Source organism: Burkholderia anthina (assembly GCF_902498995.1).
Lineage (GTDB): Bacteria > Pseudomonadota > Gammaproteobacteria > Burkholderiales > Burkholderiaceae > Burkholderia > Burkholderia anthina.
Genome location: NZ_CABVLY010000004.1, coordinates 52,752 through 70,758, shown reverse-complemented (window position 1 = coordinate 70,758; position 18,007 = coordinate 52,752). Strand labels below are relative to the sequence as shown.

At 63.7% G+C, this 18,007-nt stretch carries 13 protein-coding genes and 3 pseudogenes; 4 read left to right on the top strand and 12 right to left on the bottom strand.

The window, feature by feature from the left end:
- Position 1 precedes the first annotated feature (1 nt).
- The 6 genes and pseudogenes from BME24068_RS07445 to BME24068_RS34915 all read right to left on the bottom strand — a co-directional run.
- Complete coding sequence (locus BME24068_RS07445; protein WP_174925628.1) at positions 2–871, bottom strand: ankyrin repeat domain-containing protein; 870 nt, start codon at positions 869–871, stop codon at positions 2–4.
- On the bottom strand, positions 871–3,870 hold the full coding sequence (locus BME24068_RS07440) for a type VI secretion system Vgr family protein (protein ID WP_174925627.1): 3,000 nt from the start codon (positions 3,868–3,870) through the stop codon (positions 871–873). The genes BME24068_RS07445 and BME24068_RS07440 overlap by 1 nt, the downstream gene beginning before the upstream one ends.
- A gap of 154 nt (positions 3,871–4,024) precedes the next feature.
- A complete protein-coding gene (tssF, locus tag BME24068_RS07435) occupies positions 4,025–5,905 on the bottom strand; it encodes a type VI secretion system baseplate subunit TssF (protein WP_174925626.1) in 1,881 nt (626 codons plus the stop codon).
- A gap of 364 nt (positions 5,906–6,269) precedes the next feature.
- Positions 6,270–6,715 (bottom strand): annotated as a pseudogene (locus tag BME24068_RS07430) (LysR family transcriptional regulator); the annotation flags it as partial.
- Between the two features lie 39 nt (positions 6,716–6,754).
- Positions 6,755–7,033: pseudogene (locus BME24068_RS07425) on the bottom strand (VOC family protein); the annotation flags it as partial.
- 1 nt (position 7,034) lies between these two features.
- Positions 7,035–7,517: pseudogene (locus BME24068_RS34915) on the bottom strand (ketopantoate reductase family protein); the annotation flags it as partial.
- Positions 7,518–7,684: 167 nt separating this feature from the next.
- On the opposite strand from BME24068_RS34915, the gene BME24068_RS07415 reads away from it, so the two are divergent.
- Positions 7,685–8,335 (top strand): response regulator transcription factor, encoded by a 651-nt coding sequence (locus BME24068_RS07415; RefSeq protein WP_096504732.1) that lies wholly within the window; start codon positions 7,685–7,687, stop codon positions 8,333–8,335.
- A gap of 62 nt (positions 8,336–8,397) precedes the next feature.
- Here the strand turns inward: BME24068_RS07415 and BME24068_RS07410 are convergent, their stop codons facing one another.
- The 6 genes from BME24068_RS07410 to BME24068_RS07385 all read right to left on the bottom strand — a co-directional run bounded on the left by BME24068_RS07410 (position 8,398) and on the right by BME24068_RS07385 (position 14,734).
- Positions 8,398–9,828, bottom strand: a complete 1,431-nt coding sequence (locus tag BME24068_RS07410; protein ID WP_174925625.1) for a purine-cytosine permease family protein — start codon at positions 9,826–9,828, stop codon at positions 8,398–8,400.
- Positions 9,829–9,845: 17 nt separating this feature from the next.
- Positions 9,846–10,919, bottom strand: a complete 1,074-nt coding sequence (locus BME24068_RS07405; RefSeq protein ID WP_244110684.1) for a porin — start codon at positions 10,917–10,919, stop codon at positions 9,846–9,848.
- A gap of 302 nt (positions 10,920–11,221) precedes the next feature.
- Positions 11,222–11,713, bottom strand: a complete 492-nt coding sequence (locus BME24068_RS07400) for a nuclear transport factor 2 family protein (RefSeq protein WP_096504738.1) — start codon at positions 11,711–11,713, stop codon at positions 11,222–11,224.
- Between the two features lie 63 nt (positions 11,714–11,776).
- Positions 11,777–12,118 (bottom strand): hypothetical protein, encoded by a 342-nt coding sequence (locus BME24068_RS07395; protein WP_096504740.1) that lies wholly within the window; start codon positions 12,116–12,118, stop codon positions 11,777–11,779.
- A gap of 14 nt (positions 12,119–12,132) precedes the next feature.
- Positions 12,133–13,335 carry an aromatic ring-hydroxylating oxygenase subunit alpha gene (locus tag BME24068_RS07390; RefSeq protein WP_174925624.1) on the bottom strand — a complete coding sequence of 401 codons (1,203 nt, stop codon included), beginning with the start codon at positions 13,333–13,335 and terminating at the stop codon, positions 12,133–12,135.
- Positions 13,336–13,393: 58 nt separating this feature from the next.
- Positions 13,394–14,734, bottom strand: a complete 1,341-nt coding sequence (locus tag BME24068_RS07385) for an acetamidase/formamidase family protein (RefSeq protein ID WP_174925623.1) — start codon at positions 14,732–14,734, stop codon at positions 13,394–13,396.
- A gap of 215 nt (positions 14,735–14,949) precedes the next feature.
- On the opposite strand from BME24068_RS07385, the gene BME24068_RS07380 reads away from it, so the two are divergent.
- From BME24068_RS07380 to BME24068_RS07370, 3 genes are all read left to right on the top strand, one after another.
- Complete coding sequence (locus BME24068_RS07380; RefSeq protein WP_174925622.1) at positions 14,950–16,449, top strand: PAS domain S-box protein; 1,500 nt, start codon at positions 14,950–14,952, stop codon at positions 16,447–16,449.
- A gap of 175 nt (positions 16,450–16,624) precedes the next feature.
- Positions 16,625–16,954 (top strand): non-heme iron oxygenase ferredoxin subunit, encoded by a 330-nt coding sequence (locus BME24068_RS07375; protein ID WP_174925621.1) that lies wholly within the window; start codon positions 16,625–16,627, stop codon positions 16,952–16,954.
- A 13-nt stretch (positions 16,955–16,967) separates the two neighbouring features.
- Positions 16,968–17,978, top strand: a complete 1,011-nt coding sequence (locus BME24068_RS07370) for a 2Fe-2S iron-sulfur cluster-binding protein (RefSeq protein ID WP_174925620.1) — start codon at positions 16,968–16,970, stop codon at positions 17,976–17,978.
- Positions 17,979–18,007: the final 29 nt, after the last annotated feature.

The window sequence follows — 18,007 nt, the reverse complement described above, 5'->3', positions numbered from 1 at the left end:
ATCAATCGGTCTGGCCGGCCGGCGTCACGACCTTTTCGCCACGCGCCCGCATCGCCGCGCGTTGCGCCTTCGGGTCCAGCGGCGGCCACGGCGCGCCGGCCGAAACGATCTTGCGGCGGATCTCCTCGATGCGCGTGCGTGCAGGCGAATCCGCGGTGGTGTGGTTCTTCAACTCGTTCTGCAACACCCACCCGTACGATATGCCGAGTTGGCTGGCGATCTTCGGATCCGCGCCGTGCGCGAGCAGATAGTCGACAACGTCCCATTGCTGGATCATCGTCGCCTCGAAGAGCGCCGTCTTGCCCAGCGAGTCGCGGGCATTCACGTTCGCCTTGTGCTCGATCAGCAACTTCAACTGCGGCAGCAGCCTGTTCTCGGACACCGCGAAAATCATCGGCGTGTCGCCGTTGTACAGCCAGTTGGGATCGAGCCCGCTGTTCAGCAGCACGCGCAGCAGGTTCGGCGTGTCGGCGCGCAGCGCAACATCGGCGACCGATCCGCCGTTGGCGCCGACCGGCACCTTGGGATCGGCACCATTCTTCAGGAGTACGGAAATGATCTGGTAGCGCGGATTCGACGCATCGTTCTTGACCGGAACGATTTCCTGCACGGCATACGACAGCAGCGTCGTATTCTTCGCGCCCGGCGCATTCAGGTCCGTCTTCGGTGCGAGTTGCTGCACACGGGCAAGATCGCCGTCATGAATGGCCTGAGCCAACGTGAGTTGCTGCCCCGAAAAGAAATCTTCCGGTGCGTAACGTTTGAAGCCGGTCATGTTCGTCCCTTGGGCTTGAGTGGGCCACCAAAGCGGCGAGGTCACTCCAACGAGTGCGGCAAGCGCGCCGGCGGCAAATGTTTTTTTGTATCGCATCAGTGAGATGAATTCAGTTGGGAGACGAGGTCGAGTTGATCCTTCGCGACCTGCTGGTTGATCCCGTTCGTCACGTCACCCATCAGGTGACGGCCGACCGTGGTCACGCTCTCGCCATCGAGCGTAACGGGGCTGCCAACCGCCTTGGGCATCAGCGCCGCCGTACCGTCGCTGATCGGCCCGAGTCGGCCTTCTTGCAGCCCGGTCAGGATATCGCCGTCAACGCGATAGGCCGTGATGTTGGCCGCCTGGGCGGTCCCGCCGTATTGCGCGACGGTCTCCGGATTGAGGCCGGCGGCATTGAAGGTCACGGCGGAACCGCCGCTGGCCTCGGCTGCAGCGGACGCCAGGCCGCCACCTAGCGAATGTCCGGTGAAATCGACGCCGGACGACGCGCCGGTGGTCTCGATGTTCTTCCCGATCGTGACCGCATTGCGATAATACGGCGCGTCCGCGCCAAGCCCTTGCGCCATGTTGTTGCTCATGTCTTCGCCGAAGAGCTGCTGCGTCCCCTTGAACGCAACCGTCGGCTTCATGCTGTCGCCGAAGACATTCGGATCCGGGACATACATCTGCGACCCGAAGTTGCTGCCGCTTTTCTCGAAATCGCTCGGCTTGAGGCCGAACGCCTTCAACGCTTCCGGATCGTTGGACGCCATCTTCCACCCGGTCGGCGGCGGATCGTTCGGGTGATACACGTGATCCGCGAGCTTCGCCAGTTGCTGCGCCTTCAGCGAGCTCGCCAGCTTGGCCGCCGCCGCACGCGTCGCGGGATCGGGGCTCGCCAGCCCCTTCGCGATCGTCGCCTGCTCGGCCGCCCACTCGAGCGCGAGCGCCTGTTCGGCGGACTGCGCACTGCCGCGATTCAGATGGATGACCGGTCCGTCGAGGTAGATGCCGTTCGCGTTGATGACGATCGTTGACGGACCGAATGTCAGCTTGATGCTGTCCGGCGTCATCGTCACGACGCCGTCCCCCACACGATGCTCGATGCCGTCGCTCGCCTGATGGCTTTGCATGCCGGGCCCGGCCTTGCTCGAGATGGCCTTCGTGTTGATCACGTTCGCCGTGGTGTCGCGAGTCAGCGCGATGGTTTCCTTCAACCCGCCCTGCGCGATCTGCTTCGTCTCGCTGCCCTTGAGCAGCGACACCGTGCGCGCGCCGGCTTCGACCGTGTGCGTTTCCGCATCCTTGATGAGCGTGTTCATGTCTTTCTGCGCATGCAGAAAAACTTCCTGGGCACCGTTCACGTCGGAGAACCGCAGTTCGTTCGAGCCCGCGCCCTTGTGCGTCTGGCTCTTGATCCCCATCGTCTGCCCGGCGGCGCCGTGGTAAGGATTGCCCTGCTCGCCGTTGTAGACACGGCCCACAATGACCGGATTGTCGGGGTCCCCCTGATTAAACGCGACCAAGACCTCCTGGTTGATCCGTGGAATCGCGGCCGCGCCCCACCCGTCACCCGCCCACGGTTGGGATACACGGATCCACATCGAATCCGAGCCGTCCAGCTTGCCGCGGCGATCCCACAGGAAGTGCACCTTCACGGCACTCCCGTTCGTATGAATTTCTTCGCCCTTCGGGCCGACTACAATTGCCGACTGCGTGCCATGAATGACGGGCTTCGGGGTATTTCTGGGCGAACGATACGGAAACTTCTTCGGGAGCAGCCCAAATGTATTGCGGTACGGCAGTTTTGCGCTGTGTTCCGTGTAGTCGTTCACCGCTTCGTGACGAACGTGCAGAATTGCGTATTCCTGATTATTGGCCATGACAGGATGGTTCGTCACCGTCACGCTGCCTGCAGACGTCATCCGCCATGCATAGCCGCTTCCCGTATAGCGATGCGCGCTCGCTTCTTCCGCCTGCATCGCAATGCGTGCGTAGCGATCGCCATCATCGCCGTGGTCGAACAACGACTGGTGTTCGAAACGCTCCGTTGTCTCGAGTCCCGCATGCCGGAGATTCTCCGGCTCGGCCTGGGCCAGCATCAACGGCGACGACGGGTTCTGGTGATTGAAGTCACGAAAGGCGATCTTGCCGACGCCAAAGCGTCGCCCTTCGTGCAACTGGTCGATACCGTTGTCTTCGCTCGCTGCGGTGGCTGCATACGGCAAATTGGCCAACCCGTCGATCGGGCGGAAAACGAAATTCGTATCGCCGATGACAAGGAAGTGCTTTTCCTTCTCGTAGCGGTGCGTCCAGATCAGGCCTTCCTGCTCCATCAGCCGAGCACAGAAGTTGTAATACGACTCCTGGTACATCACGATGTATTCGAGCGGCTTCTGCGCGGTCCGAATGTCGAACTCGAAATCGGTGAACCCGTGATCCTGGAAAATCTCGGTGAGAATGTCCTGAGCGGTCTTGTTCTGGAAAATCCGGCAGTCGGTCGAGCGCGTCAGAAACCAGAACCACGGCGCCACCGTCATTTGATATTGAGTCACTTTACCCGGGTTGCCGGCCCGGTCGAACGACGTGACGTAGCCGTCGAAGTAGCGGATGCCGTCGGCGCCGCCTGACGAGACGATGCGTTCCAGTGTCGACTGCCGTGCGCTCTGGTCGAAGCGAATCTTGATCGGTTGGCCGATCAGGTCATCAGGCGCAAGATCATGCTGGTGCGACAGCAAATCGAGGTGGATTTCCGGCAACCGATTTACGTGCTCGTCGATGACCGCGGTGCTGACCAGCAGCACGTCCGAACCGAGTGGCGTGTCGATGGTAACGTATCGATTTAGCTGAGTCAGTCGAGCGGTGCCGCCGGCCGCATTGTTAAGCGCCTCCGCAATCGCGGCCGGCGTTTTGTTCATCAGCGAGAAGCCGGTCTGCGCAAGCTGGACGGCGCGTTGCACGGTGTCGATATGACTGGCGACGCCGGCGAGCGGGCCGATCTGGCCTGCAACCGTGGACGCAACCGGCCCGGCAAGGCCACCGAGCGCGCTCAGCGAGCCCAACAGATTCCCGCCGGAACCGGCCGGAATACCGCCATTCGGGGCGAAACTCATTTGAATTCCCTTTATTCTCGTCTCAGGTCCTGTCCCCAACTGGCACACCAGCGCGAGGCCCCGCTACTGTAGGACAAAACGTTTGCGAACGAAAGATACCTGCAATTTCTTTACAATTCCCTTTCCATCGCCTGACCTGTCCATCAATCGACTGTCAAGTAAGCGGCTGGCTACCCGTGCAAGGTTCACCACGTCGCAACACCGCCCCCGTCTCGCCGGAGACCAACACGATCTGTACGAAGCTGGTAACTGGCACGTACGGAGAAAAAAGTCGATCCATCACGCGTCCCAAACCGTCGAGACTGAATTGGACGAAACGCTGCTCGTCAATCACGAGCCGGATCTCCAGTCCCTGCACGAACGCTGAAGCAGGTTTTCCCGGCATCCAGCGCCGAACCCGCTCCGCTGAGAGAGATAGCAGCGCATCGAATCGGCGCCCGCCGTCAGGAGCAAACATTCCGAAACGGGTGCACAGCTGCTTGACCTTCGTGAGGCTATCGGCATTCAACCGTACTGCCTGCGGAACCAGCCATGACAGCAATTCCCAGAGTTCACCTCGACGAAAAACCGGCGCGGGACTGGCGCTTGGTTGATCCAGCAACTCGATCTCGTCAACGGTGTCCCCATCGCGCACGGCCAGTTGCCGCTCGCGCATGGCGGCCAAATTGCCATTCGTGCAAGACAGCACGATGTCGAGCCGGTGCTGAGCGGCAGGATCGACAGGCTCGCCGTGGGCGTTCACGAGCGCGAGCTCCAAGCCAAGCCAGGCGCTGCGGTTGGCTCCAGTTGCCCGTTCGTGCGTTGCTTCCTGCCCGGGTTTGGGTGGTTCGGCTGGCGGTTTCGGCGCGCGCCGGGCTTCGTCTCGCAAGACGACCCAATACAGGCCTGGCACTGCGTCAAGCGCATGCTGGAGAGATTCGAAGGGCGGCAGAATTGCGCCGCCCTCAGCGGTCGTCAAGCGAACCTGATCGACCGACCAGACCTCGGTTGTACCGGCGGACTTGAGCGAAAACGGTTTCAAGCCGTAATACGCCAACCCAGCCTTCGTTTCGATCGGTTCGGCGTTGCTCGAGAACAGGTTGACGACGGGCGTGCAAAACAACCGGAGATTGTCGGCCGACGCTACGGCCAATCGTTGAGCACGACGCGAATCGGGATGGATACCGGCGAGCGCCAAATGCACCGTGATCCGACGCGCGCCAGCCGCCAACCGTTTCAACCGTGCCAGGTTCAGATCGAGGCTGTCGAATCGGGCAGGAAAGCCGCCATATTCCATCAGCAGATGAAACGGCGCAATCGTGTTGTCGCGAGGCGGCGGGAGCAGCGTATCCGCATCATCGAATCCTGCGGCCGCCAGCGGCATGTCCACTCGGTTCCACCGTCCGTTGTCGTCCAGTTCAATGAAGGCGCGCGCCGAGTGCATCAGCACGCCGTCGGCAAGCGCGGCTGCGACCTCCCGCTCTCCCGCCAAATGCAGCCGCAGCATGTCCGGCGCGATGGCGAACTGGACTGACGGTGAAGTGAGTTCGAGGGTGAAAGACAGAATGCCAGTGGTGTCAGGCGGCAGTGGCGCTTGCATCGGCGCGACGGTCGACGTCGCGTAACGTACGGCAGAGATGGTCAACGGCACCAGCGTAACGTCGGCGGCGGTGCAGAACACCAGTCGGGAATTCGGTGCGACCAATGGCGTACCGCGTGGAACCAGCCGCGGCTCAGTCAGCTTGCCGTCGCGGTTCCCGCGAAACTGGGCCATCGCACACGATGGAAACGGCCGCAGGAAAGCGCCGTGGATCGTGTCAATCAATGCGTGCGTAAACTCCGGCACCTCATCCTCGAGCCGGATGTCGTGCCGGGCGGACATCAACGCGAACGATTGCAGCAGCCGTTCAACGTGCGGGTCATCCGAGTGCTCGCCGGACATCGCAAGGCGAGCTGCGATTTTTGGGTAAAGGTCGGCGAATGCGCGCGTCGAGCGGCGCAGCAGACCTAACTCACGCTCAAAATGCGGTAGAAGATCCTCGGGTTCGATGGCCATACACTTTTCAGACAGTCGCACCGATTGGGTTATCGGTACCGTGCTCATGGATAGACGCCGCGATTTTAACCGGACGTCGATCCTCCTTGGCTTGAATTCATCGAGTCAGGCGCAGATCAAACACAGCGCCTGTAATACGCGAGTCATGAGGAATCCAAATGCATGACGCGAGGGCCGCCACTATTGCCCTCGCAACAGCCCGCCGGGCCTCGGGAGTTGGATTCTTTTTTCGACCGGCCGCATACACGGCGTCGACCGGCAGCCGCCAATCCATTAATCGCCGTCACCTCGCGGCTGTCGCGCGCCCGATCAAGCCTCCAGGAGGCCGCGCGATCGCCTCACGATACTAACCTCTGTTCTAGAACAAATCGGCCACGACGGATTCGAGCGCGCACTCCGTGCTTCCATCGATTCTCGCGGCCTCCAGCCGAATGCCCGGCGCATGCGCACGCACGTGGGCCAGCATGCTCGGCAGCAGCGTGATGTGACTCGCATCGGTCATGCAAATGTGAAAGCGGCGCTTCGCCGTGGCCGGATCGAACGAAATCTCCCACGCCAAAAACCGGCGAAGCGACTCCAGGATCTCCCTGCACGGTCCGATCACCGCGTCCGCCTGAGGCGCCGGCGTCATCCCGCCCGGCGTGTGGACGAACAGCGGATTCTGCAGAGGTTCGCGCAACGCCCCAGCCAGATGCCGATCGTGGACTGGTTCTATCCGAGCTGCTCGGCAGCGCGCGTGACGCTGCACACGTCATACAGCAGATCGAAGAGTCGCAGCCGCTTCAGATCGGGTAGCTCCACCGTGTTCACGTCGGTATTGTCGAACGCAACGCCCTCATTGTATTCATTGATGAGTTCGACGACGAGCCCGTCGGGCAGACGCAACCAGTTGCGTCCCTGCGGCAGTTCGGTGACACCAAACGCTTGCGCGGCGGCGATCGCCGCTTCGATGTCTTCGCACATCACGCCGGGATACGCGAGCCGGCCTTCGGTGCCTTCATGCCGCGGCGCGCTGATGAACTGCAGACCGCCCCGCGTCCAGTACTGACGCGGCGCCTCGCGCATGCCGTCGATTTCTCGCATCGTCATGCCGAGCACGTGTTCGAGATAGGCTTTCGGTGCGCTCATGCCGTTCGCCCCACCGCACGACCGCGCCGTTGACGAAGTCGATTTCGGTGACCGACGACTTCTCGAGGCTTTGCAGCATCGAGGTTTCGAATGCGGGTGAAAGGCCCTCGGCGGCCATGTTCCGGGCGTCTTCGGCGTTGTCGATGGAAAGCGTGATGCCGGCGGCTTTCGCGACGGTCATCGCTTCGTCGATGGCCGCAAGCGAGGCGGCCTTCAAAACGGGCTCGTCGTAGAGCTGGCCGTAGGTGACGCGGGTGATGCCCGTGATCGCGCCCGTCGCGACGTTGATGAGCAGTTTTTCCCACACCGTGCCGACAATGTTGTCGCTGACGGTGATCGTCAGGCCGGCGCTGTTGCACGCATCCGCAATCGCTTGCGCGCGGCGCGTGATGCGGCCGTCGGGTTCGCCGATGCCCCTCCAACCAGGCTCACCGCATTCCGACTCGCCTGCTGCATACACACGACCGGTGAGGACTTTCCCGGCTGTCCCGGTCAATATTGAGACGATAGAATTTCCACGGTGCCCACACCGAAACCCAACTGCGTCCAGCGGACCGCGACAGGTTCGTGGCGCGATTTCAGTCCTGAATCAGGATATCGAACTACCCGCCCCACTTTACCGAAAAAGCAGCACCGACACAGGAAGCGCACATGGACAGCCGTCGATCGAGTTCCCCTCTTCGCGACCCCGAGCCCAGAATCTACGTCGTGGACGACGACGAAGCGGTACGCGTGTCGCTGCGCTGGCTGCTCGAATCGGTCGGACACCGGGTGGACGTGTTCTCGAACGGGCGCGAATTTCTGTCCGGCGCCGATCCGGAGATCCCCGGCTGCCTGCTGCTCGACATTCGCATGCCGTACATGGGCGGATTCGAATTGCAGGAAAGCATGCGCGCCGCCGGATTCCGGCTTCCGATCATCTTCCTGACCGCGCATGGCGACATCCCGATGACCGTTCGCGCGATGAAGGGCGGCGCCTACGATTTTCTTGAAAAGCCTTATAACGACCAGGATCTGATCGACAAGGTCGCCGATGCGCTGAAGGTGGGCCTGCGCGAATACCGGCAGGCCCAGGCGGACAACCAGACGCAAGATCTGCTCAAGCAGTTGTCGGCACGCGAACGCGAGGTGTTCGACCTGCTGATCGAGGGCAAGGCATCAAAAGTGATCGCCGCCGAACTGAACATCAGCTACAAGACGGTCGAAGTGCATCGCGCACACATCCGCGAGAAGCTCGGCGCAACGTCGCTCGCCGAACTCGTGCGGCTCGGGATGCGCGGCACGACGCAGCACGAAGAGTGATCTGCGGCCGATCCGGCCTGCGCCCGTGCATCGGCACAGGCGCAAGCCGGATGCCGTACCGGTCAGCCCTCGATCTGCCCGCGCACCAGTTTCATGCGCTTGAGCATGCCGACGCGCAGCACCGGATACAACACGAACGACGTGATCAGCGACGTAAAGAACTCGATCGGCACGACCCGTTCCAGCACGTAGTGCGCCAGCACGAACCCCGCCCCGACCGTCACGACGCCGGCCCAGTTGATCTCCTCGGCCGGCGGCGCCGAGAAACCCGACAGGCGGCCGACGAGCAGATAGTCGGCGATGATGATCCCGGCGAAGCCGGTGGTCAGCACGCCCAGCACCGTGATGAACGAGTTGAACCAGGTGAGGATCGAACCGACGAGCATCAGGCAGGCCAGCACGTTGGCCAGCACGACGAACGTCAGCCGGCCCGGCCGCCAGTCGAACAGCACGTCCGCGAGATTGGTCAGCGAAAGCGACGCGCTGTACGTATTGAGCACCTGCGCCTTCGACTGGGCGAACACCATCAGCAACGTGCCGAGCAAGCCGCCGAACACGATGAACGCGACGGCGACGCTGTCGGGACTTTGCAGCGCGAGCGTCCGCGCGGCCGCCTCGGTCATGCCACCGGCCTTCATGTGATGGGCGACGATCTGGTCCATGCCCGCGTACATCACGATCCCGCCGACGGCAACCATCACGACATCCATGAACAGGTTGCCGATCACCGCGGCAATCGCGATGTCGCGCGACGATTTCGCATAGCGCCCGAGATCGGCGTCGATCAGCGCCAGCGCGCCGGCCGATCCGATCATCACGTTCACGCAGAAACTGAACTTGCCGGCGTCGGTGTCCGCCCCGAGTGCGCGCAGCGCGTCCATCGGCATCTGCGCGCCGAACTGCGTGACCGACGCCCACGATTGTCCGGACCCGGTGATGACCTCCACCATCATGTAGACGAGCACGGCGACGAACGCGAGCAGCGCCAGTGACGACACGCGTGCAACCAGCCTGAAACCGAAGGCCGTCAGCAGGATCCATGCGACCGACAACGCGCCATACACGACGATGCGCATTTCCAGCGTGTCGGGCCGGTCGAGGTAGAACAGGAAGCCCTTGTAGAGCAGTGCGTTTTCGAGGGCGATGAATCCGGTGATCATGAAGCCGAACACGAGCGCGAGCAGTGCCGAGCCGCGCGGCCCGAGGCCGTGCTGGCGCGACAGCACGGTGCTCGACAGCCCGGTGCGGTACGCGATATGGCCGGCGCCCCAGCCGAGCAGCGCGCCGGCGATGGCCACGAATACGCCGGCGAGCAGCCCGATCCGGATGCCGGCGACGAACGTGACGAGCGCGCCGACGAACAACTGGATCAGCGTGGTGACGATGCCCGCGGTACTCCACGACAACTGCAGCCAGTTCTGGCGCTCGTTGTCGGGCACGGCCTCCAGCGCATGATCGTCGGTACGCGAAGTGAGATTGGATTCGCTATGCATGATGACGTCCTCGAGGCTCAGAAAAGGTGGCGCATGCCAATGCGCACGGCCGTCTGGTTGCCGCCGGCGGCAGGCGCCGACAGCCCGGATATCCACGCGTTCGCATCGGCGTTTCCGCTCGCGCGCTGATAGACGAGATTCGTGTAGATATCGGTACGCTTCGACAGCCAGTAGTCGAGCGTCACGCCGAACTGATGCGCCTTGTTGTTGCCGAGTTTCGCGTTGCCCTTCATGTACTGATAGTCGCCATGCACGATCGTGAACGGTGAAAACATGTAGTCGATGCCGGCCTGATACACATCCACGTGTGCGTTGCTGAACGTGTTGCGCGTGTTGGTATACATCGCATCGAGCTGCAGCTTGCCGATCGTGTATCGACCGCCGACCCCCCAGTTGCGGATGCCGTCGCGTCCGTTGTTGATCGTTGGATCCTTCGCATAGGTGTAGGCCGCATTCAGCCCGAGCGGTCCGTTCGCATAGTTGATGCCCGCGCTGATCGTACTGTCGGTCCCGAACGAGCCCGCGACGCCGCCGAAGCCGTACATCACGCCCGCATCGAGCCCGCGGTAGTCCGGGGTCTCGTACTTCACCGCATTGGCGACCCGGAACGCGCCGGCGACGCGGTTGAAATCGAGGCCGCCGTACGGCGTGCCGAGCCCCTGGAACGGCCCCTGCTGCAGGTTGTACAGGCTGACGTAGCCGAGCGACTGACCGAGACGCTTCGCGGACAGCGACTCGAACATGAACTCGTACTGGTTGCCGAACGTCAGCGTGCCCCACGGGCTTGCCAGTCCGGCATACGTCTGCCGGCCGAACGCACCGCCGCCGATCGACTGGCCGTTCTCGAGGCCGAATTGCCCTTCCAGCTTGAAGATCGCCTTGAGCCCGCCGCCCAGATCCTCGCTGCCTTGCAGGCCGAACAGATTGGGAACCTGCATCCCGGTCGACATCACCGTGTTGCGGCTCCCGCCCTGATTGCTGATGAAGGTCACGCCGGCATCCAGCACGCCGTACAACGTGACGCTGCTTTGTGCGGCGGCCACCAGCGGTACGCCCATGACGGCCATCGCCATCCATCCGGTTTTCTTCACTGTGTGTCTCCCGTGGTTTCGGTAGTTCGAGTCATGCCTGCAGACGCTTGCCGGAAACGGCCGGCCCGATGCATCGACGCACGGGCCATCCCGATCACGAATTCGGCGAATTCGCATCGACTCCAAGTTAAGAAGCCGAAATTGCCGCCGACATTCGGTCGCGCACGTAAGAAACTAGATGGGAATACTTATTTGTCTTCCGATTCGATGTGACGGTCGAGCGGTGCCGCGCCGCACGAAAAAAAGCCGCGTCTGCACGCGGCCGGATGAAGCGCCCTGTCGTCGCGGCACAGCCGACCGGGTCAGGAGGACGGACGAGGCAACCACGCTGCATCGTGCCGATGGATGAGGCGCAGATCGAGCAACACATGCCGGAAGCGCCACCGCCCTTCGTCGATCGCGACACGGCTGTCATACTCGCCGCCGATCCAGTGGGCGGCCGGCGGCTCGGCATCGTCACGGCCCTGGCGGATCTGCGCCAGCTCCCACAAATGCCATCGGCATCGCCCGCTCAGCAGCGTCTCGTCGATCTCGATCACCGGCGCGGTCATGTAATGCAGGCTCCAGACGATCTGCTCGCTGCCGATTCGCGCGAGTTGCTCCGTAATGACGTCGCGGCCCTCGTGACGCCCGAAGCCGTTGGCCTCCCACACCGCGTCGCGACTGAAGAGCGGCGCCATCAACGCCGCATCGTTGCGGCGGTCGGCCCCATATGCGTAGCGGCCGACGAGCTGGCCGACCTCGGCGATGGCCTCGAGCCGTGCAATGCGCCGAGCGAGTGTCGATGCGGCCATCGGCCGGTCTCCTTGCAGGAATGCGCCCGATGTCCAGCCGGACACCGGGCAGGCTTCGGCAGTTCAGAGCCGTGCGTCGCCGTGCTCCGCGACGAAGCGCGCTTCATCGAAGCTGTACGGCACCTTGGGATCGCCGCCATACAGTTCGATGTGCGGTGCGACCTCGGCGAGCGACAGCGCCAGCGCGAGCAATCGCGCGGCGTCCGCGGGCAATTCGCCGATCGGATAGCGGTCGAGGTACGTCAGGATCGATGGCAACCGGGGCAGCATGTTGTCGTAGAAGTAGCGCAGCTCGCCGCGCGACGACCCGATGCGGCGCTGCTGCCGTTCGTTCTGGGTCGGGAGGGCCCACGCCGCGACGAGCGGCTCGAGCATGTCGAATTCCTTCGGAAGCAGATTGTCCATTGCGTGCGTCTCCGTCATTGTTCCATGTAGTGTTCGAGAACCTTGTACCCGTGTCGCAGCAGAATTTCCTCGTCCTGCAGGAACATGTGCTGCTTCGCGCCGGACGCAAGCGCGGCATGCGTATCCTCCATCGTCGCCGTATCCTCGAGCCACGCGTTGCGCTGCAGCACCTGGGCGAACTCGACGGCCCAGCGCTCGCTGTTGGTCTTCGGCGGCTTCACGTAGTACTTGCCCTCCCACAGCGTCTTGTCGTGCGACAGCGGCCAGAACTGATGGGTGAACCAGATACCCTCGGAGATGTGGATCAGGATGTTCGGGAACACGACGCTCAGTTCGAACGAGAAGTCGCCGCGGCGCTCGGGGTTCACGCCCGGCGGCAGCATCGACGAGCCGCGTTGCGCGACCAGCGACGCGCCCGTGATGTCGTTGGCGATACCGGCGACCGGCGTCGGCGTGGCATTGAGCGTCAGGCAAATGCCGGTCGTGCGATGCTCGTCGAACAGCGCGACGTCGGTCAGCCCGCTCGAAAACACGTTCGGAAACGAGCCGGCGTGGATGGTCGACACGTGATAGGCCTCGGAGAATGCGTCGAGCGCGATCTTCCAGTTGCAGTCGAGCACCGTGTTGTAGCTGAAGCACCGGCTCATCTCGTGAAACGGATAACCCGCGAGATGATGCCCGAGGCCGCCGAGATAGTCGGGCAGCGAGCGCTCCGGCTCTGCGGCCAGGTTGATGAAGATGAAGCCCTCCCACACCTCCGTATGGACCGGCGTCAGCCCGCTCGACGCCTTGTCGAAGCACGACGGAAAGCGCTCTTCCTCGGGCACCTGCACGAGCTTGCCCTGGCCGTCGTAGACCCAGCCGTGGAACCGGCACGTGACGACCGCCGCCTTGTTGCGGCCGAAGGTCTCCTCGCCGTGCTCGACGACGACCTTGTTGCCGCGGTGCGAGCAGGTGTTGTGAAAGCCGCGGATCCTGCCGTCCTTGCCGTGCATCAGGATCACCGACGTCTTTGCGAAATGGATCTTCTTGACCTTGTAGTCGCCGACCTTCGGAATGTCCTCGATGCGCCCGACCTTCAGCCAGGTCTTCGAAAACACGCGCTCCTTTTCGCGTTCGTAGAATGCCGGCGATACGCAAGGTTCGACAGGAATCGGCTCCGTGCCGAGTTCCGGATACTTGGCCGCCCATCTCAGGGTATTGGTGGTGGTGTCCATCGCTGCTCCTCTCAATGAATTGATTCGCCTTCCTCTATTGTGTCGACCCGCACGCGGTTCAGATCCGGTGGTGCGCGCCGCCGTCGAGTCCGTATTGCGCACGCGCCAGGTGCGCGATGCCGATCCGTTCGAGAATCGGCATCGGGCACAGGAACGTGACCCGCACGACGCCCGGCAGGCGGCTGATCTCGATCGAGCCCGCGATCGTCGCGCGGTTGAGGATCTCGTCGTACGGCAGCCCCGTGACATTCGCCGCGCGCTGCAGACCGTTCTTCGTCGCGTCGTTGAGCGTGGTTCCCGAGCCGATGAAGGTGATCGGCGCGTTCTCCTCGATCTCGCGCTGCCCGTAGCGTTCCGCGAGCGCCGCGACATGCGCGCGCTGTGCCGCCGTCATCGGCCGCGCCATCGGCGGCAGGTCGTCCGGTCGCTGCAACAGGATCGGCCCGTCGAGCGTCAGGCCCTTGATCACTTCGACCTGCAGCTCGACCTCGCCCGCGACGTCGGTCGCATGGCCGGCAATCTCGCCATTGCCTTGCTGGGCATGCATGTCGCCCATGTACACGCCGGCGCCCGGCACTTTGACGGGACAGATCAGGATCGCGCCCTCGCGCACGCTGTTGGTATCCATGTGGCCGTCGGTCTTGTTCGCATCGAGCGTTTCGCGCGACATGCCGAACGCGTGCGGCGCATCGATCAGGAACGCGCCGAAATCGCCCGCGTTGTGCGAGTCCGGCATGTCGACCGACGGGATCGTGCCGATGTTGCCGAGAAACGGCTGCATGTGCGCCGCCAGCCCGCTCATGTCGGCGCGCGCAAGCGACAGGATCGAATGCTGTTCGGACGACGCCGGCAGGCGCGCCATCTTCCCCGGCATCCCGGCGATACGCTGCGCGGCCGCCTTGTCGACGGTCAGCGACACGCGGTGCTCGCGGTCGAGCGCGATCACGTAGCCGTGGCTGAAGCGGAACGCATTGACCTCGGCACCGCAAACGCTGCAGTGGATCGCGTCGTCGCCGGTGCCCTCGACGTGACTCGGCGGACTGTCGGTGCCGCAGGTCGTGCACCGCTTCGCGACGAACGGGTCGCCGACGTAGCGGCCTTCGACGAACGCCATCACGCCCGACGACGTCGCGAGCGACGTCACGTCGCAACGCAGGATCTTCAGTGCCACGGCGTCGCCGATTTCAGCGCCGTCGACGGCGACCGGCTGCGTGACTTCGTGCCCGCCCTGGAAGATCGGCGTGATCATCGGCCCCCAGCAGCCGGGCGGCGTACCCGTCACGATGCGCCCGCCGTTGCTGACCGGGCCGAGCATGGTCAGACGCGGCCCGATGACGCCGCGCGTATACGTGCCGACCTCGACGACGTCCTGCGGTTCGGCCGAAGGGGAATGGCTCATCAATGTCTCCTCGCTCGAATGCGGAACGGGACTGCGCGCCACGTCTTCCGCTTCATGTTGATCAGTGCACTCAAGCGTAAGGAAATCGCGTGCCGGCCGTTATCCGGTCGGTCAATTAGCACATTAGGTGATAACACTTAACGGCCTGTCGGCACGCGAGCCGCGCGCTGTCGCGGTGCTATGCTGACAGCCGGATTTCCCCGGGGCGCCCCGTCATGCATTCCGTCAGTCAATTGAGCCGGACCAACTACCAGGAAGTCTTCGTCTACGCGAACGACATCATGGTGATCCACGACATGGACAGCGGGGAAATCCTCGAGGCCAATCGCAAGGCATGCGAAATGTACGGGCACACGATCGACGAATTGCGCGGGATGTCGATCGGCGAGCTGACCCGGAATCATTATCCGTACGACACCGAAGGCGGGCTGAGGCGCGTGTGGGAGGCGCGCGATTCCGGCGATACCGTGATCTTCGAATGGGTGATCCGCAATGCGCAGGGCCGCGAAACGCCGGTCGAGGTGAGTCTGAAGCGCATCACGCTGAACGGGATCGACCGCGTGATCGCGATGGCGCGCGACATCACCGAGCGCAAGGAAGCGCACGCCGCGCTCAAGGAACGCGAGCGGTATTACCGCAAGCTGATCGAGCGTTCATCGGACGGCATCGCGATCCTGTCCGCCGACGGCATCGTCCGCTTCCTCGGGCCGTCGATCCATGCGCTGCTCGGTGTCTCCGCGCGGGCGCTGATCGGCCGGCCCGTCTATGCCTTCATCGCGCCGGAAAACGTCGAACCGGTGCGCGATACGTTGCGCGCGCTGGCACCGGGCGCGAGCGCCAACCTCGGCTACCGGATCCAGCACCGCAACGGCACGTGGCGAATCCACGAGGCGCGCTGCCGGAACCTGCTCGACGATCCGGCCGTCAACGGGATCCTGGTCAATTTCCGCGACGTCACCGAACGCGTCCGGGCCGAGGAAACCGCCCGTGCCCGCGCACTCGAACTCAGCCGGATCTCGCGCATCTCGACGACCGGCGAGATGGCCACCGCGCTCGCGCACGAACTGAACCAGCCGTTCTTCGCGATCGTCAACTTCGTTGCGGGGTGCCGCCGGCGCATCCAGTCCGGCAATTTCTCGGCCGACGATCTGCTGCACGCACTGGAGCTCGCGCAGCACGAAGCCGAGCGAGCCGGCCGCATCATCAACAAGGTGCGCGAATTCACGTGCAACCGGACCTATCAGCGCCAGGTGATCGACGTACGCACGCTGGTGCGGGACATCGCCGACCTGATCGCGCTGCGCGCGCGGCAAAGCGACGTGACGGTCGCGTACGAACTCGACGACGCGCCATGCGAAATCGAATGCGACGACGTGCTGATCCAGCAAGTCGTGATCAACCTGGCGGTCAACGGGATCGAGGCAATGTCGGGCATCCCGCTCGAGCGCCGCGAACTGCGCATCTCGGTCGCGAGGCGCACCAACGGCAATGTGCAGATCACCGTGTCCGATACCGGCCCCGGCCTGCCGCGCGTGAGTCCGGACCGCATCTTCGCGTCGTTCTTCTCGACCAAGCACGCGGGCCTCGGGCTCGGGCTGTCGCTTTGCCACTCGATCGTCGATACGCATGGCGGACATCTGTGGGTCACGAGTGCGGAAGGCGCGCCCGGCACGCGTTTCCACGTCATGCTGCAACGCACGGCCGGTAGCGCATAGCGCGCCGTGCCGGCGCGCGGCGGCGATAAGCGAAAACCTGTATTCGTTAAGCAGTCGATCCAATTTACCCGTCCCGCCGCCGTCAGTACCCTGAAGCCATGACGTTCCGCAGGCAGCGGAACCGGCGCGACATCGCGCGCCGGTTCATGGACGTCGACAACCAGGGAACACGATCATGACGGTAGCCGAACATACGATCCATTTTCTTTGCCGCACGTCGGACGTGCCGCATGGATGCGCAAAGCGCGTCGAACTCGCCGGCCACGCGCCTGTCGCGGTCTTCAACCTCGACGGCCGGTTTCATGTGACCGACGACACCTGCACGCACGGTGAAGCGTCGCTGTGCGACGGCGAAATCGACGGCGACGTCGTCGAATGTCCGTTCCATCAGGGCGCCTTCGACATTCGCACCGGCAAGGCTGTCGGTGCGCCCTGCATCGTCGATCTGAAGACGTATGCGGTCGTCGTCGAAGACGACGCGGTCGGCATGCGCATCGCCGATTGACGGAGGACGACCCATGCCGGAGATTCTTCTCGACGGATCGGCACACAGCTTTGCGTGCGATCCCGACGATACGGTGCTGGGCGCCGGCCTGCGGGCCGGCCTGGGCATGCCGTACGAATGCACCGCGGGCGCCTGCGGAACCTGCAAGTTCGAATTGCTCGAAGGCAGCGTCGACGTGCTGTGGGAATACGCGCCCGGGCTGTCGGCACGCGATCGCGCGAAAGGCCGCCAGCTGGCATGCCAGTGCCGCCCGACGAGCGACTGTCGCATCAAGGTCCGGCTCGACGATGCCTGTCTCGCCGCGCAGCCGCCGCGCAAGCAGATCGCGACCTTGATCGCGACTGACGAAGTCACGCACGACATCCGCGAGTTCCGCTTCCGCACCGATGCACCCGCCGTCTTTCGTCCGGGACAATTCGCGACGCTGCAACTGCCCGGCATCGCCGGCACACGCGCGTACTCGATGGCGAACCTGCCGAACGACGACGGCGACTGGCATTTCCAGGTGCGCCGTGTCGAGCGTGGCGCCGGGTCCGCGGCGCTGTTCGACCGTGTGAAGCCGGGCGAGCGCGTGATGCTCGACGGCCCGTACGGGATGGCCTTCCTGCGGCCGGAACCGGCCCGCGACGTCGTGTGCGTCGCAGGCGGTTCGGGGCTCGCGCCGATGCTGTCGATCGCACGCGGCATGGCCCACGCCGGCATGCTCGGCGCGCGCCGGCTGCATTTCTTCTATGGCGCACGCACGCCGCGCGACGTATGCGGCGACGCGCAACTGCGCGCGCTGCCCGGCTACGGCGAACATCTCGTGTTCCATCCCGCAGTCTCGTCGCCCGACGGCGCCGATGGCTGGTCGGGACGTACCGGGTTCGTGCACGAATACGTCGAGGACGTTCTCGGTGCGCGTCTTGCCGACCACGAGTACTACATGGCCGGCCCGCCGCCGATGATCCAGGCGATGCAGGCCGTGCTGCACGCGCGGCACGGCGTACCCATGTCGCAAGTGCACTTCGACCGGTTCTTTTGACCCGCTCCCTTCACGTTACAGGTGGCGCA

What these genes read in the sequence shown, in the direction of transcription:
- BME24068_RS07445 (WP_174925628.1), bottom strand. Translation starts at nt 871, where the DNA reads ATGCGATACAAAAAAACATTTGCCGCCGGCGCGCTTGCCGCACTCGTT.
- BME24068_RS07440 (WP_174925627.1), bottom strand. Translation starts at nt 3,870, where the DNA reads ATGAGTTTCGCCCCGAATGGCGGTATTCCGGCCGGTTCCGGCGGGAAT.
- tssF (WP_174925626.1), bottom strand. Translation starts at nt 5,905, where the DNA reads ATGGCCATCGAACCCGAGGATCTTCTACCGCATTTTGAGCGTGAGTTA.
- BME24068_RS07415 (WP_096504732.1), top strand. Translation starts at nt 7,685, where the DNA reads ATGGACAGCCGTCGATCGAGTTCCCCTCTTCGCGACCCCGAGCCCAGA.
- BME24068_RS07410 (WP_174925625.1), bottom strand. Translation starts at nt 9,828, where the DNA reads ATGCATAGCGAATCCAATCTCACTTCGCGTACCGACGATCATGCGCTG.
- BME24068_RS07400 (WP_096504738.1), bottom strand. Translation starts at nt 11,713, where the DNA reads ATGGCCGCATCGACACTCGCTCGGCGCATTGCACGGCTCGAGGCCATC.
- BME24068_RS07395 (WP_096504740.1), bottom strand. Translation starts at nt 12,118, where the DNA reads ATGGACAATCTGCTTCCGAAGGAATTCGACATGCTCGAGCCGCTCGTC.
- BME24068_RS07390 (WP_174925624.1), bottom strand. Translation starts at nt 13,335, where the DNA reads ATGGACACCACCACCAATACCCTGAGATGGGCGGCCAAGTATCCGGAA.
- BME24068_RS07385 (WP_174925623.1), bottom strand. Translation starts at nt 14,734, where the DNA reads ATGAGCCATTCCCCTTCGGCCGAACCGCAGGACGTCGTCGAGGTCGGC.
- BME24068_RS07380 (WP_174925622.1), top strand. Translation starts at nt 14,950, where the DNA reads ATGCATTCCGTCAGTCAATTGAGCCGGACCAACTACCAGGAAGTCTTC.
- BME24068_RS07375 (WP_174925621.1), top strand. Translation starts at nt 16,625, where the DNA reads ATGACGGTAGCCGAACATACGATCCATTTTCTTTGCCGCACGTCGGAC.
- BME24068_RS07370 (WP_174925620.1), top strand. Translation starts at nt 16,968, where the DNA reads ATGCCGGAGATTCTTCTCGACGGATCGGCACACAGCTTTGCGTGCGAT.